This window comes from Gallintestinimicrobium propionicum (assembly GCF_025567525.1).
Classification (GTDB): Bacteria; Bacillota; Clostridia; order Lachnospirales; family Lachnospiraceae; genus Gallintestinimicrobium; species Gallintestinimicrobium propionicum.
In genome coordinates this window covers 25,258-40,686 of record NZ_JAOQJY010000001.1, presented here as the reverse complement: position 1 = coordinate 40,686, position 15,429 = coordinate 25,258, and the positions used below count along the sequence as shown (strand labels likewise).

The 15,429-nt window shown below is 50.2% G+C and carries 15 protein-coding genes; all 15 read right to left on the bottom strand.

Annotated elements, in window-relative coordinates; translation table 11 throughout:
- Positions 1-90 precede the first annotated feature (90 nt).
- Positions 91-759: a (d)CMP kinase gene (cmk, locus tag OCV62_RS00170; protein ID WP_262584584.1), complete on the bottom strand. Its 669-nt coding sequence runs from the start codon at positions 757-759 to the stop codon at positions 91-93.
- Position 760: 1 nt separating this feature from the next.
- Positions 761-2,047 carry a BaiN/RdsA family NAD(P)/FAD-dependent oxidoreductase gene (locus tag OCV62_RS00165; protein WP_262584583.1) on the bottom strand — a complete coding sequence of 429 codons (1,287 nt, stop codon included), beginning with the start codon at positions 2,045-2,047 and terminating at the stop codon, positions 761-763.
- On the bottom strand, positions 2,044-2,976 hold the full coding sequence (locus OCV62_RS00160; protein WP_262584582.1) for a MurR/RpiR family transcriptional regulator: 933 nt from the start codon (positions 2,974-2,976) through the stop codon (positions 2,044-2,046). The genes OCV62_RS00165 and OCV62_RS00160 overlap by 4 nt, the downstream gene beginning before the upstream one ends.
- Positions 2,977-3,123: 147 nt before the next feature.
- Entirely contained in the window at positions 3,124-4,536 is a 1,413-nt protein-coding gene (locus tag OCV62_RS00155; protein WP_117959849.1) for an oxaloacetate decarboxylase subunit alpha, read from the bottom strand.
- Positions 4,537-4,654: 118 nt separating this feature from the next.
- Complete coding sequence (locus tag OCV62_RS00150) at positions 4,655-5,806, bottom strand: sodium ion-translocating decarboxylase subunit beta (RefSeq protein WP_118763516.1); 1,152 nt, start codon at positions 5,804-5,806, stop codon at positions 4,655-4,657.
- Positions 5,807-5,850: 44 nt separating this feature from the next.
- Positions 5,851-6,225, bottom strand: coding sequence for a biotin/lipoyl-containing protein (locus OCV62_RS00145; protein ID WP_021914542.1), 375 nt, complete (start codon positions 6,223-6,225; stop codon positions 5,851-5,853).
- A 34-nt stretch (positions 6,226-6,259) separates the two neighbouring features.
- Positions 6,260-6,580, bottom strand: a complete 321-nt coding sequence (locus tag OCV62_RS18635; protein ID WP_412271465.1) for an OadG family protein — start codon at positions 6,578-6,580, stop codon at positions 6,260-6,262.
- 432 nt (positions 6,581-7,012) lie between these two features.
- The gene (locus OCV62_RS00135) at positions 7,013-8,443 is read right to left on the bottom strand and encodes an acyl-CoA carboxylase subunit beta (RefSeq protein ID WP_021914544.1); all 1,431 of its coding nucleotides are present in this window, start codon (positions 8,441-8,443) and stop codon (positions 7,013-7,015) included.
- Positions 8,444-8,595: 152 nt separating this feature from the next.
- Positions 8,596-9,945 (bottom strand): D-alanyl-D-alanine carboxypeptidase family protein, encoded by a 1,350-nt coding sequence (locus OCV62_RS00130; protein WP_262584579.1) that lies wholly within the window; start codon positions 9,943-9,945, stop codon positions 8,596-8,598.
- 62 nt (positions 9,946-10,007) lie between these two features.
- Positions 10,008-10,577 (bottom strand): SMC-Scp complex subunit ScpB, encoded by a 570-nt coding sequence (gene scpB / locus OCV62_RS00125; protein ID WP_262584578.1) that lies wholly within the window; start codon positions 10,575-10,577, stop codon positions 10,008-10,010.
- Entirely contained in the window at positions 10,574-11,329 is a 756-nt protein-coding gene (locus OCV62_RS00120) for a segregation and condensation protein A (RefSeq protein ID WP_021914885.1), read from the bottom strand. Before OCV62_RS00120 ends, scpB begins: the two co-directional genes overlap by 4 nt.
- A gap of 63 nt (positions 11,330-11,392) precedes the next feature.
- Positions 11,393-12,250: a metallophosphoesterase gene (locus OCV62_RS00115; protein WP_262584576.1), complete on the bottom strand. Its 858-nt coding sequence runs from the start codon at positions 12,248-12,250 to the stop codon at positions 11,393-11,395.
- Between the two features lie 93 nt (positions 12,251-12,343).
- The gene (locus tag OCV62_RS00110; RefSeq protein WP_262584574.1) at positions 12,344-13,531 is read right to left on the bottom strand and encodes a D-alanyl-D-alanine carboxypeptidase family protein; all 1,188 of its coding nucleotides are present in this window, start codon (positions 13,529-13,531) and stop codon (positions 12,344-12,346) included.
- Between the two features lie 69 nt (positions 13,532-13,600).
- Positions 13,601-15,028 (bottom strand): glycoside hydrolase family 25 protein, encoded by a 1,428-nt coding sequence (locus OCV62_RS00105; RefSeq protein ID WP_262584572.1) that lies wholly within the window; start codon positions 15,026-15,028, stop codon positions 13,601-13,603.
- Positions 15,029-15,219: 191 nt separating this feature from the next.
- Entirely contained in the window at positions 15,220-15,396 is a 177-nt protein-coding gene (gene rpsU, locus OCV62_RS00100) for a 30S ribosomal protein S21 (RefSeq protein ID WP_021914881.1), read from the bottom strand.
- Between the last annotated feature and the right edge of the window lie 33 nt (positions 15,397-15,429).

Sequence of the window (15,429 nt, the reverse complement as noted above, 5' to 3'; positions counted from 1 at the left end):
TGCGCATGTCGAGTTTGTGTCAAGTGTGCGCAGACACAAATCCCGCGATTGAAAAATTTTATTTTTCAATCTCTTCCTCGCTCCTGATTCTCAGCAGCCTTTTTCCGCGCAGATTTCCAGAATCCGGTCAACAACCTCTTCGATCGAAAGATCGGAGGTATCCAGAAGCACTGCGTCGTCCGCCTGCTTTAACGGCGCGATCGCCCTCGTCATATCCTGCATATCCCGTTTTTTGACGGTATTTAAAATCTCTTCATAATCGCAGTCCATGCCCTTTGCACGGTATTCGTCATAACGGCGCTTTGCGCGTACATCCGCCGATGCGGTCAGATAAATTTTGACTGTCGCCTGCGGAAGAACGCATGTTCCAATGTCTCTGCCGTCCATAATCACATCCTGCGTCACCGCCAGATCGCGCTGCAGATCGATCAGCCAGCTTCTCACCTGCGGCACAGCCGCGCTCTTAGACGCCATCTGTCCGACTTCTTCGGTACGGATTTTACTGTTTACATTTTCTCCGTTTAAAAATACCTGCTGTTCGCCTGCCTCATATGCGACCCGGATGTTCGCCTCCTGACATTTTTTTGCGATTCGGTCGGTTTCTTCCCCTTTTACGCCGTTTTCCAGCAAAAAATATGCCATCGCGCGGTAAATCGCGCCTGTGTCCACATAACAGCAGCCTTTCTTTGCCGCCACCTTTTTGGCGATTGTACTTTTTCCCGCTCCTGCAGGTCCGTCAATTGCAATGCTGTATCCCATTTTATTCTCCTTTATTGCTGCCTGCCGCGCTCGTCCCGGCAAGGTAGCCGGTCGACCACGCGACCTGTAAATTAAATCCGCCGGTCAGTGCATCCACATCCAGCACCTCGCCTGCAAAATACAGTCCCGGCAGGCGTTTGGATTCCATCGTGGACGGGTTGACATCCTTTACATAGACGCCGCCGCGCGTAATAATTGCTTCGGCAAACTCCCCGGTTTTCTCCACTGTCATCGGCAGCTTCCGGATCAGCGCCGCAAATTTCTGCCGTTCCTGTTTCGTAATTTCATGTACCTTTTTTTCCGGTTCGATTCCGGATAATTCCAGCATGACCGGAATCAGGCGTGCCGGGAACAGCCCGTCTATCGCATTCCCGAAATTTTTATTTTTCTGACTGTCAAATTCCCGCAAAAGCCGTTTATCCAGCTGCTCTGCAGTCAGTGCAGGCTTTAAATTCAGTTCTATCCGACATTCCGGACGCGAAAGTTTTTTCTTTTCGTTTTTTTTCGTCCATTTTGCAAGCTGCGCGCTGTAGTAGCTGCTCGCGGACAACACCAGCGGTCCGCTCACGCCAAAGTGCGTAAACAGCATTTCCCCGAAGCCCTGATAGATTTCCTTTCCATCGAAGTAAAGCGCCAGGTTGACGTTTTTTAATGCAAGTCCCTGCAGCTTTGCACACCAGGTATCTTCCGTCACAAACGGCACCAATGACGGCGTGCATGCCACAACCTTATGTCCGGTTGCTTCCGCCCACCGATAGCCATCTCCGGTCGAACCGGTAGACGGATAGGACAGACCGCCCGTTGCCACAATCACGCTGTCTGCCTGTATCCTTTTCCCATCGGAAAGCTCCAGACCGACTGCTTGCCCGTCCTCTTCCAGAACCCGCTTCACGCTGCTGTGCAGATGAACCTTCACGCCCTCTCTCTGCAGCAGGCGCTCCAACGCGCGGATCACGTCCGAAGAATGGTCGGATACCGGGAACACGCGGTTGCCGCGTTCCGTTTTCAACGGACAACCCGCCTGCTCCAAAAGCTGCATCACCGCCTGATTATCAAACGTTTCAAACGCGCTGTATAAAAACTTCGGATTCGTTACAACCTGATCGAAAAAGACGTCCCTGCTGCAGTCATTTGTCACATTACAGCGCCCTTTTCCGGTAATATAGATTTTCTTACCCAGTTTTTCATTTTTTTCATAAAGCGTCACCTGAGCGCCGGATTTTGCCGCCGCATAAGCCGCCATCATTCCGGCTGCCCCGCCGCCGATTACCGCGATATTTTTTTTCAATCTTCCGTCTCCTTCGGATTTAAAAAGGATTCTGTCAGAACCGAATCCTCATTGATAAAATTGATCTCATCATTCATATAAACCTGATAATTATTCCAGGCATTTTCCAGCCGCTCCAGATTTTTGCGAACCTGCTCCGGACTTTTCATACAGAGCGCCACAACGAGCGCATTGATGACAGAAAGCGGCGCAACGAGCGAATCCACGATCGAAACCATGTCACTTCTGGCAAGCAGGTTGCAGGAAGAATATAAATTCATCGGAGAATGGACGCTGTCCGTGATCGTAATGACCTTGGCGCTCCTATCGTTTGCAAATTCCATCGCCTTTAACGTCCGCATGGAGTAGCGCGGAAAGCTGATACCGATGATGCAGTCCTCTTCGTCGATCCGGAGCATCTGCTCGAAAATCTCGCTCGTGCTCGTGGACTTGATCTGAATGACGTTATCCCGGATCATCCCCAGATAAAAGCTCAAAAAACCGGCTAACGGCTCACAGCTGCGGATTCCGAGAATATAAACCCGTTTTGCGGAAAGGATCAGATCCACCGCCGTTTCAAATGCTGCCGGGTCGAGATGATCGATCGTATGCCGCAGCTTTTCGATATCGCTGTTTAAGACAGAGGTCAGAATTTCAGACTGGGTACTGCCCGCATATTTTGCGCCAACGCCATCCACGGTATTTAACTTTCCCTTGACCCATGCCGCGATCGCCTGCTGCATCTGCGGATAGCCTTCATATCCCAGTCCGGCTGCAAACCGGACTACGGTCGATTCGCTGATTTCAAGCTCTGCGCCGAGCTTCGCCGCCGTCATAAAAGCCGCCTGATCGTAGTGCTCCATAATATAAGTCGCAATCGCCTTATGGCCTTTACTCATCGCCGCATATTTCTCGTTAATCCGGGAAATAATATCGTGTCTGTTCTCCATCTTTTCGTTTCCTTCTCGCCCCTCTGGTTTTTGTTTCTCACACGCAAAAACCTTCTTTTAACATTTTAGCGGCTGGACGCCGGACTGTCAATAGACGGCAAAAAGGGAAGCCAGAGATGGCTTCCCTTTGTACTTTTTATGGAATCCTTATACCGGATAAGCGGCGTTCTTTGTGTCAGCCTGCTTTAAATCCACTTTTTCCTGCTGTGCAAGACGATATTTGAAGAAATCGGTTGCAACCTGAGGGAACAGTGCATAGGTCAGGATATCTTCATCCTGCTGCTTCCACTGCTTCATCTCGGATTCGATCTTCTCCAGTTCGTTCGGAATCAGGTCTGCAGGACGGCATGTGATCACTTCTCTGTCGCCGATAACCTTCTTCTGAACTTCCGGATTGAAGGGCTTTACAGTGCGGCCATATTTGCCGGAAAGCAGATCCTTGGTCTGGTCGGTTGCCATCTTGTAGCGCTCGCCCATCAGGACATTGAATACTGCCTGTGTGCCGACAATCTGAGAAGAAGGAGTAACCAGCGGAGGCTCACCAAAGTCTTTCCGAACCTTCGGGATTTCCTTCAGCACATCGTCGTACTTGTCGCTTGCGTTCTGCTCTTTCAGCTGGCTCACCATGTTGGAAAGCATACCGCCAGGAACCTGATACATCAGTGTCTTGATGTTTACGCCAAGAACCTTGGGATCCATCAGACCGGACTTTAAGCACTCTTCTCTGTAAGGACGGAAGTAGTCAGCGATTTCAGCCAGAAGGTTCTGGTCGTAACCGGTGTCATAAGGTGTGCCGCGGAAGGTCTCAACCATAACCTCTGTTGCAGGCTGAGAAGTACCCAGTGCAAACGGAGACATTGCACAGTCGATAACGTCTACGCCAGCTTCAACAGCCTTTAAGTAGGTCATGCTTGCAACGCCGGAGGTATAGTGGGTATGCAGCTGAATCGGCAGCTTGGTCGCACCCTTCATGGCACTGATCAGTTCGGTTGCTTTATACGGAAGCAGCAGACCTGCCATATCCTTGATACAGATGGAATCTGCACCCATATCTTCGATTTCTTTTGCGATATTGGTCCAGTAATCCAGAGTGTATGCATCGCCAAGCGTATAGGAAAGAGCTACCTGAGCGTGTCCTTTTTCCTTGTTGCAGGCTTTTACTGCGCATTCCAGGTTGCGCAGGTCGTTTAAGCAGTCGAAAATACGGATGATATCAATACCGTTTGCGATAGATTTCTGTACGAAATACTCTACCACATCATCTGCATAGTGACGATATCCGAGGATATTCTGTCCACGGAACAGCATCTGCAGTTTGGTATTTTTGAAACCGTCACGCAGCTTGCGCAGACGATCCCACGGATCTTCCTTTAAGAAACGCAGGCACGCATCAAAGGTTGCGCCGCCCCAGCATTCTACGGAATGATATCCGACTTTATCCATTTTATCTACGATAGGAAGCATTAACTCGGTAGGCATTCTGGTCGCAATCAGCGACTGATGTGCATCACGAAGTACAGTTTCCGTAATTTTAATCGGTTTTTGTACAGGCATTGTCATTTCCTCCATACTGTTCTATTTTACCGGACAGCATCTGTATCCGGCAACAGGCGGAGCCTGACCGCCATCCTGCCCTGCAGCATGCGCGGTCGGTTCCGAAATTCAGATCAGATATTCTTTAGAACACACCGAAGATCGCCATAAACGTACCGGCTGCTACTGCAGTACCGATAACGCCGGCTACGTTCGGACCCATCGCATGCATCAGCAGGAAGTTGGTAGGATCTGCCTGAGCGCCAACCTTCTGCGATACGCGGGCTGCCATCGGCACAGCAGATACGCCTGCGGAACCGATCAGCGGATTTACCTTTCCATGTGAAACCTTGCACATCAGTTTACCGAACAGAACGCCTGCAGCGGTACCGAATGCGAATGCAATCAGACCCAGCACAACGATCTTGATGGTATCCCAGTTTAAGAATGCTTCTGCACTTGTCGTTGCGCCAACGGAAGTACCGAGCAGAATTACAACGATGTACATCAGGGCGTTGGATGCGGTATCCGCCAGCTGACGAACCACACCGCTTTCTCTGAACAGGTTACCTAACATCAGCATACCAACCAGTGGAGCTGTGGTAGGCAGGATCAGGCAGACAACGATTGTAACGATGATCGGGAACAGGATACGCTCCAGCTTTGTAACCGGACGGAGCTGTTCCATCTTAATCTTCCGCTCTTTTTCTGTGGTCAGAAGCTTCATAATCGGGGGCTGGATGATCGGCACCAGGGACATATAGGAATATGCCGCTACTGCGATCGGTCCAAGCAGCTGGGTCTGTCCCAGCTTACCGCAAAGGAAAATAGAGGTAGGGCCGTCTGCACCGCCGATGATGGAGATTGCAGCTGCAGCTTTGTCATTGAAGCCCATCGCAATCGCACCGAAGTATGCAGCGAAGATACCAAACTGTGCTGCAGCTCCCAGCAGGAAACTCTTCGGGTTTGCAATCAGCGGACCGAAGTCTGTCATCGCACCGACACCCATGAAGATCAGGGACGGCAGAATTGCCCATTCATCCAGTTTGTAGAAATAATACAGCAGGCCGCCTACGCCGTTTGAGGAATCCTCAAAGCTCAGCATGATATCCGGGTAGATATTTACAAGCAGCATGCCAAATGCAATCGGGACAAGCAGCAGCGGCTCGAATTCCTTGGCGATTGCCAGGTAAAGGAACACGCATGCCACCAGAATCATCACTACATTTCCCCATGTCATATTGAAAAATGCAGTCTGATGAATCAGGTTGTCCATCGTAGTCGTAATATAAGACATTTCGTTGACCTCCTGTGTCAGTAATCAGGGCCGGACAATCCGGATCAGTTTAAGGTTGCCAGTAATGCACCTGCTTCGATCGCGTCGCCGACTGCTACATTGATGCTTGCCACAGTACCGTCCTTAGGAGCTACAACGGGGATTTCCATCTTCATTGCTTCGATGGTAACAACCGGATCGCCGGATTTTACAGCCTGGCCAACCGCAGCGTCAATCTTGAATACCTTGCCGGCTGCGCCTGCTTCTACGCGGATGCTGCCTGCTGCACCTGCCGGAGCTGCTGCTTTGGGAGCAGCCTTGGGCGCTGCTTTCGGAGCTGCCTTAGGTGCGGTCTTGGGTGCTGCAACCGGTGCTGCGCCGCTTTCTTCTACTGTAACATCATATACGTTTCCGTTTACGGTAATGGTATAATTCTTCATGATTCAATCCTCCTGTGAGTAATATGCTTTTTGCTCAGGCATTTTTCCAGCTTCCGCTGCGCCGTCTGATACTTCTTACAACAAATCCGTCTGTCGATGTGCTGCCTTCGCTTGCCGCAATCGCCGCTGCGATTACTGCGATCAGCTCTTCATCTGAGGTTTCTTCCTCTTCTTCAACAGGCGCTGCAACAACCGGTGCCGCTGCCGGAGCAGCTGCAGGCTGTTTGTTCTTCTTGGAAAACTTTTCCTGAATCTGCGGGATAAACTTGAAGCAGCCGATTAACAAGCTGATCAGAATCAGGATAATAAATACCGTTCCCATACCCATCAGGGTGTTAAGGGCTGCATTTAACATCAGCTCACCCATGGAACGCTCTACATTTACTGTGATGGAAGACAGGCTGCCCTGGTCATTGATAATCAAGGTAACAACCGCATTATGATCCGCACCGGAAACGCTCGCTTCCACAATCGCCTCGTCGGAACCAATCTCTACTTTATGATCTGTCACTCCATTATATGCACCCAGATCGGACATCGCCAATTCCCAGCTGGAAATGCCGGCGCTGATAACCGCGTCGCTTGCATACTGATCCTGCATGCCACCGGTTACAATCTCGTTCAGTGCGTTTACCACCTGATCAGAATAATTGATCAGGCTTGCTTCATCGATCTGCAGCTGGCTTTCCTGCACCTGGTCTGCTTTGCCGCACGCGGCTGTACCGATCAGGCAGGTCACCATACCTAACAGCAGCAAAAATTTTTTCATATGAAACAGCTTCCTTTCTTAGACTGTGCCGTGCTTTCTGACAGGACCGTCCTCCCGTTTGGTGAACAGCATCTCGAATGCACCGATCACATATTTTCTGGTGTCTGCTGCTTCGATGATCTGATCTACATAGCCTCTCTGTGCTGCGCTCTCTGCGCTGGTCTGCAGTGCTTCATACTCTGCTGCGCATGCGTCGATCGCTGCAGCATCCTGACCGTCACAGATAATCTTAGCTGCCAGCTTCGCATCCATTGTGCCGATCTTCGCATCCGGCCATGCATATGTAATGTCTGCGCCGATTGCCTTGGAGTTCATAACAGTATAAGCGCTTCCGAAAGCCTTGCCGATTACAACGTTTACTTTCGGAACGGTCGCGCCTGCAAATGCATAGGTCAGCTTTGCAGCAGCCTTTGCGATCTTCTTCTCTTCACATTTGCTTGCAGCATAGCCTGCAACATCTGTCAGGGACAGAACCGGGATGCTGAATGCGTCACAGAAGTTTACAAAATCAGCAGCCTTTTCACAGCCCGCCGCAGAAAGGACTTCACCGAAGTTTGCTGTTTCCTTGCCTTCTTCATCATAGATGCGGCTGCGGTTTGCAACTGCACCGACTGTCTCGCCGTTTAAGCGCAGGAAGCCAGTTACCATATCCTTGCCGTAAGCGCTCTTTACTTCTACAAAGTTCTGATCATCCGCCAGCATGGACAGGACAATCGTGGTATCTCCGTTATAGCCTGCAGCATCTGCGATGTCACGGTTTAAATCGTCCTCGCATTCGCCGTAAGCGTCGTTTTCTTCGTTATTGCCGGGGATCATGCATACCAGCTCGCGGATCTGGGAAAGGATTTCCTCCTCTGTGCCCACGAAATCAACCAGTCCGGCTTCCTCGCTCTGGAATTTTGCAGAAGAGGTATCGTCCTTCTCTGTCCAGCTGCCTTCCATAGCGTTCGGGGAATTTACAAACAGCTTTGCTTTTTTGCTTTCCATAAAGGTAAAGTCTGTCAATCCCGGAATCAGTGCCAGACCGCCGCCGCAGCTGCCAAATACTGCTGTGATCTGCGGGATCACGCCGGATGCCAGAGCCTGTTTGCGGTAGATTTCACCGAAACCGTTTAACGCATCCGTTGCTTCCTGCAAACGTAAGCCTGTGGAATCAATCAGTCCGATCACCGGCGCACCTGTCTTACTTGCCAGGTCATAAAGGCCTGCAATTTTTCTGGCGTGCATCTCGCCAACGCTTCCCCCCAAAACAGAAGCATCCTGGCTGTACACATACACAAGGTTGCCATCGATCACCCCGTAGCCGGTGATCACACCGTCGGAAGGGGTTTTTGTCTGTTTCAGATTGAAATCTGTAGCTCTGGCAGTTACCTTCGCGCCGATTTCAACGAAACTGTTTTCGTCGAGTAAAGCTGTAATTCTTTGACTCGCTTGTGAAGTATTGCTCATTTTTTCAGCCCTCCATGTTATATTGGGTAATATAATAGACCAGTTAAGATCCGTACTTTAGAAGTATAACACGAAAAAGTGCAGTCTGCCAGATATATTTTAGAAATATTCTACTTATTTATTTTTAAATTGCTTCTCTTTTACAGCGGTTTTTACAACAACACCAGGGCAAGAAGTCTTTTCAAGCAGTAACAATAGGTGATTTTCGGTACCCCAAATGCCGCTGTAACAGGTAATTGCTCATAAAGCGCGCCATTTACCAGATAGCTCACCGTCCCGACCTGTTCACCCGCTTCGACCGGTGCCGTCAACTGTCCGGGCAGGCTCACGCGCACATCCGTCTGATCGCCTCTGGAAAGCAGCATCCGAATTTCCTTTTTGGGGCAATTTAACGAAACCTCCGCAAGCTGTCCGTTTTCCACCAAAAGCGTCTTTGGCAGGTCAGGCTGCTGCAGGCTTCTTTGGTCAAATGCTTCCAATCCATATTCCAAAAGCAGCCTCGCATCGTGCCATTTCCATGTGCGATTGTTCGGCCAGCCGCACGCCAGCAGCGCAATGGTAAAACTTTTTTTCCCTTTTGTAAGCGCGCCCACATAGCAGTATCCCGCTTTTCCGGTAAATCCGGTTTTCCCGGACAGCATTCCGTCCATCATCTGTAAAAATGCGTTGTGGTTTGCAGCACTGACTGTCCTGGTTCCGGTTTCAAACGTCCCGTCCTGCGCTTTTTTCAGGCTGCAAAACTGCCTGGAAGCCGTTCTGGTAATTGTAAGAAAAGTCTCCTTTTGGGGAGACATAAACGCACAGTAGCGCATGATTGCAGCGAGGTCTGTCGCCGTACAGGAATGCTGTTTTTGTGTTCCGTCTGTTTCAAGCTCTGCGTCCAGTCCGTTCGGCGTGATAAAAAACGTGTTCTCACAGCCGATTTCCTTTGCTTTTTCATTCATTTTCCGGGCAAAGGTAAGCACTGCCTTCCTGCTTTCTTCCTCTGTGTGCAGGCTGCAGTCCATGGAAAGCCCAGCCGCCTTACTCCCGTAATACTCTGCGATCACCACTGCTGCATCGTTATAGGATTCCAGCATCAGCCCGTAAAGGAGATCCTCCATTCGGTAATACTCGCCCTTCTGCACGCCCATATGTACCTTCGGCTGCCTCGCCGCATAAGAAGAAACCGGCAGGACGTCCTCCGGATTTCCAGTTTCCAGTGCCAAAACACAGGTCATGATCTTCGTCGTGCTCGCCATCGGCAGGACTTCGTCCCCGTTTTTGGAAAACAAAATACGCCCGTTCTCCGCGTCCATCAGGACGGCGGCACGGGCGTACAGCTCATTGGTTAAACTTGTCTCATTTTTTCGTTCGTCTGCGGTCGCTGCGGCAGATCCGGACGCTGCATAGCTATTTCCGGCGTTCACAGTCATCTCTGGTACAGATACAGTCGTAAACAACATCAGCACGAGTGCCGTCAGTGCTCCTGCAGACTTCCAGTTTCGATTCCCGATCGGCATATTTATTCCCCTTTCCGGGATTTCTTCCTATTATATGCCGCAGGACAGCTGTGATATGCGAATCACGTCTGCAGCTGCAGCACTGCCTCCTGCTCTGCCTGCTCTTTGAATTCTTCAACCTGTACGGCGGACAGCTCCGGCAGCTCTTCCAGAGAGCCTACGCCAAACGACCGCAAAAACTGTTCTGTCGTGCCGAATAAAAGCGGGCGTCCTGGCGCATCCAGCCGTCCCAGCTCTTCTACCAGATCGTATTCTACCAGACGGTTGATCGCATGGTCGCAATTGACGCCTCTGATCTTCTCGACGTCAAGGCGCGTCACCGGCTGCTTGTAGGCAATGATTGAAAGAGTTTCCAGCAGTGTGTCGGTCAGCGTATATTTCTTCGGAGCTTTGGCGATGCGGATCAGATAATCGTAAAATTCCGACCGGGTACACATCTGCCAGGAATCTTCGAGCGAAATCAGGTTCACCCCCCGGTGCTCCTTTTCCCAGCCTGCGCGCAGTTTTTCTAACAGTTCCCGCGTTTTTTCAGGCGTCTCGCCAATTGCTTCTGCCAGTCGTTTCGTTTCCACTGCTTCCCCCATCGTAAAGAGAATTGCTTCCAGCGCTGCTTCCTTTTCTGTCAGCTTCATGCCATTTGTTCCTCCCTCGATATCACCGTCATATCATCATTGATCGAAGCCTGCTCTACCGTAATTTTTCCGGTTTTCATCAGCTCCAACACCACCAGAAAGGTCACGATCACTTCGACCTTGCTGTGCTGCTTTTCCAAAAGTGCCCGGAAGGAAAACCGTTTATGCGTCCGGATAAAATCCTCCACATAGACCGCTTTTTGGTCTACGCTGACCTCATCTTTTTCGATTCTGCCGAAATTGCTGCGCACCGGGTCTTTTTTGTCCTCCTGGCGTTTCAGGATTCCCTCAAAAATCTCCTGTAACTTCGCCAGCGTCATATCTTTGAGCAGTTCGTTGTAATCCAGCGGCGGACGATACGCCTCCACCTCTCTTGGAACATCCTTTTCCCTGTAAAAGCTCTTCGCCGCATCCAGCTCCATGTCCCGCAGCTCGAAGGACATATACTTATACATCTTGTATTCCAGCAGCTTTTCCACCAGCTCTGCTCTCGGATCTTCTTCCTCGCCCTCTTCATTGACCTCACGGGGAAGCAACATCCGACACTTGATGTCCAGAAGTGTTGCCGCCATCAGCAAAAATTCGCTCATGACGTTCATGTCTTCCGTCTGCATCTGACGGATATAATCCAGATACTGTTCCGTGATTTCCACGATCGGAATATCGTAAATATCGACTTTATTTTTTTCAATCAAATGTAAAAGCAGATCCAGCGGACCCTCAAATACTTCCAGTTTGACCTCAAGCGCCATATTTTTCTCCAGTAAGTGCCTTTAAAAATTCCATCTGCCGACAGGCAGACAATCGGAATCTTTTTACTCTTCTGTGACCAGATCAATGACCACAAGCTCCGCCGGATTGAACAGCCGTACCGGAATTGTATGGCTGCCCAGCCCTCTGCTGACAATCATCTTTTTCTGATTCTGTTCATAATAACCGCCGTCATATTTCGGGAACAGCCGATAGGACGTGGAAATCACCCCGCCGATACCCGGAATCCGTACAATTCCGCCGTGAATATGTCCGGAAAGCGTCAGATCCGCGCCCCAGCCGGCATAGGCGTCAAAAAAAACCGGATTGTGGGCAAGCAACACCTGAAAATCATTTCGGTCAGCATGTCCGACCATCCGGGAAATTGTTTTCGATTCCAGTTTTGTGCGATCCAGCTTCTGATAATATTCTCGCGGCAAGTCAAGACCGGTAATGCGGATTCCATACTCCGGCAGCAAAACGCTGCCGTTTTCAAGAATCCGCACATGGTTTCCTTTTAAAAACGCACGATAGGATGCCCCCATTTTCCCATAGGTTTGCGGTTCCCGATAAATCCGGTATTCGTGATTGCCGTTTGCATAATAAAACGGATACTCTGCAGAAATCGCCCTGACAAGCTCCTTTGCATGTTCCATTGACTTCCCTGACCGGGAGGTAATCAGATCTCCTGCGCACAGAATCAGATCCGGATTACTGGACTTTATCGCAGCGAGCAGCTTTTCATTGTGTTTGCCGTAGGATTTGTTGTGCAGATCTGCAAGCAGAACCACTCTGCAGTTTTTTTTCAGCCTCCGATCTGAAATTCGATAGGAAACTTTCACAAATCGATTGCTGTCACATATCATCACAACCAGCAGTATAAGTGCTGTCAGACACAACAAAATGACCAGAATCTTCCACATAGGCATCCTCTCTTTTTGAATCTGTAAAGCCATTTCCGGCTTTTATCCGCATCTGCTCCTGCAGCATCCTTTTACTGCCTCTTTCCACAAAACTCACAGCAAAAACGCTGTCACCGCTTTTTTCACATAATCTCTGTAAAACGCTTTTTCCACGTTGCTTGCATACAAAATGGGAACCGTACCGATCTGCTCTCCGTTCAGGCGATAAATCGCTTCGCCTGCCTTTGTGCCTACAACGACCGGTGCCTCTGCCTCTTTTGGGACAGAAATTTTTTTCTGAACCATAGAAATATCGTTGCCATCGGTATCCAGCCAGACAAACTCCGACGCATAGACGACCGGAACCGTTTCTTCCTGTCCGCCTTTTACGGAAACTGGAAGAAGCTGGTCTTTATTATCGTCCCGGTACAGGGCGCTGACGCTGTAACCGTAAGAAAGCAGCGTTGCCGCATCCAGAAAACGTGCCCTGGAATCCGGTGCAGTCATCACGACCGTAATCAGGTCCATCCCATCTTTTCTGGCAGTTGCAGACAGACAATATTTCGCCTTCGCCGTTGAACCGGTTTTCAGCCCCGTCGCCCACTGGTACTGCTTTAGCAGCTTGTTGGTGGACGAAAGTGTAAACGGCGTGCTGCCCCGCGCCGTCGTATGGGTAATATCCTCCATCCAGATTCCGGTATACTGATAGATGTCTGGATATTTCTGTACCAGCTCGCGGCTCATAATCGCCACATCCCGCGCCGTTGTATGGTGGCTGTCGTCGTCCGTCAGTCCGCAGCAGTCCGTAAAATGCGTATTTGTCATACCCAATGATTGTGCCTTTTCATTCATCTTTGTAACAAAGGCTTCTTCGCTTCCGCAGATGTATTCCGCCATCGCAACCGCCGCGTCGTTGCCGCTTGCAACCGCAATACATTTGATCAGCGTTTCCACTGTCTGCACTTCTCCTGCTTCCAGAAACACCTGCGAACCGCCCATCGACTGCGCGTGTTCACTCGTCACCACTTCATCCGTCAGATGGATCTGCCCCTGTCCGAGCGCTTCAAAAATCAGCAGCAGCGTCATAATCTTGGTAATACTGGCAGGCGAGCAGATCCGGTCTGCATCCTTTTCAAAGATCACTGTCCCGGTCTGCGCTTCCAGTAAAATGGCAGAAGGGGCCGACACCGTTACCGCCCCCTCTGCTGCTGTTCCATCCAGTCCCGGAACCAGGGATGCCATAAAAATCAGCAGAAATGACAGCCATGCTGCCAAGACTTTTTTCCAGAAGGATTGTCTCATTTCCTACACTCCGTCCATCCGTTTTACCACTATTTTTATGTCCCTGCTCCCGGATTATTCCTTTTTCGCTTATTTCTGCGCAATCGCTGCTGCAGCTGCCGCTGCAACGGTCTCTGCCGGAACGACTGCTCCGGTAGCTGTATCAATCGTCACACCTGTCGCAGGATCCGTTACCCATGTTGCAGGATTGATCACCGGCACTGCAGTTGCCAGACCGTTTGCATCAAACACATAGGTCACGCCGCCTACTGCCAGTGTCGTATTGACTGCCATCGCGCCGTTTGTCTGGAAGTAACGCATGCCGGAAGCATCCGTATACCAGCCGTACTGCATTGCGCCGTCTGCTCCGAACAGATAAGTCACGCCGCCGATATTGGTCAGCCCGGTCGCCATCACGCCATTTGTATTGAAATAATATTTGTTTGTGCCGACTGTCAGAAGTTCGTTGGCTGCCATAGAACCATCCGTCTTAAAGTATCTGGTTCCTGCGGTCGGGTCGCTGTAAAAGCCGTACTGCATTGCACCATCTGCTCCGAACAGATAAATCTTGCCATTTAACGGGATCATGCCTCTCTGCATCAGGCCATTGGAATCAAAATAATATTTCTTTCCACCGATTTCCACCAGATCAGTCAGCATATGGCCGTCCTTGGTATCCATGTACATCATGTTAAGGCTGTCACCAAGCCACCCCTTTTTGTACAGTGTGCCGTCCGCATTCATGAAGTAGCGCTTACCTCCATCCTCTATGAAGCCGTACTGCATTCTGTAGTTCTTATAATAATATCTGCCACCCGCACGGTCTACGAAGCCGTTTGCAACGATCAGGTTGGAGTAATCCTTGAACTGATAGTTTACATCCACACTGCCGTTTATGCCCGCAACGACACCGCTGCTGGAATACTGCCAGAACGCCGGATTGGGATATTCGCATACCGTGTTGTACTGTGCAATCCATTTGTCATAAGGGGTTGCCGCGATCTTGCCGACCATCCAGTTTTTGCTGGAATAAACCATCGGATAATAGCCTGCCTGCTGTACGGTGCTGCAAAATGCCACCGTCAACGCTGCCAGCTGATCGGGAGACATGTTTTTATGGATGGAATCCTCCAGGTCATATACGACCGGATAGCTGACCGAATAAGGTTCCATCGCTGCAATGGCAAACTGAGCCTCCGTCATCGCGCCCTCTACGGTTGTCGCATACGAGTAAATGTAGACGCCGACCTTCATGCCAGCTGCAGTCGCTCCCGCCATATTCACCGCATAATACGGGTCTAAACCGCTCTTTGCGCTTCCCGCCTTTATGAACGCAAAGCTATAGCCTGCATTTTTGACTGCGGACCAGTTTACCGCGCCCTGATATTTGGATACATCAATTCCCTTCGCGAGCGGTGCAGCCGCCTTGGCAGTCGCCGGTGTTGAAAGAAACGTTCCTGCCGCTACCGCAGCCGCCAGCACAAAACCGGCAATTCTCTTTCCAAATCCGAATTTCATTTGTCCTCCTATGTACTGTGAAAATTTGCGAAACGGAATCCTGCCTTGCAGGATTCCTCACCTGCGGCGGGTCGCATCCGCGGCATCTTTCCATTCCGCCGCAGTGTGATCCCATCCGAGGGACTTTTTTTCACAATACGAATGTATTGTGAAAAAAAGTCCCTGGGGGAAACCCTCAGGGACTCATTCCTTTAGTTATATTTGCGTTTTCTTGCTGCTTCAGACTTTTTCTTACGCTTTACGCTGGGTTTCTCGTAGTGTTCTCTTTTGCGGATCTCCTGCTGGATACCTGCCTTTGCGCAACTTCTCTTGAAACGACGCAGAGCGCTATCTAAAGTCTCATTCTCTTTAACGATGATATTAGACATATACTCTCACCTGACCTCCCTTCAGTCCCTCTC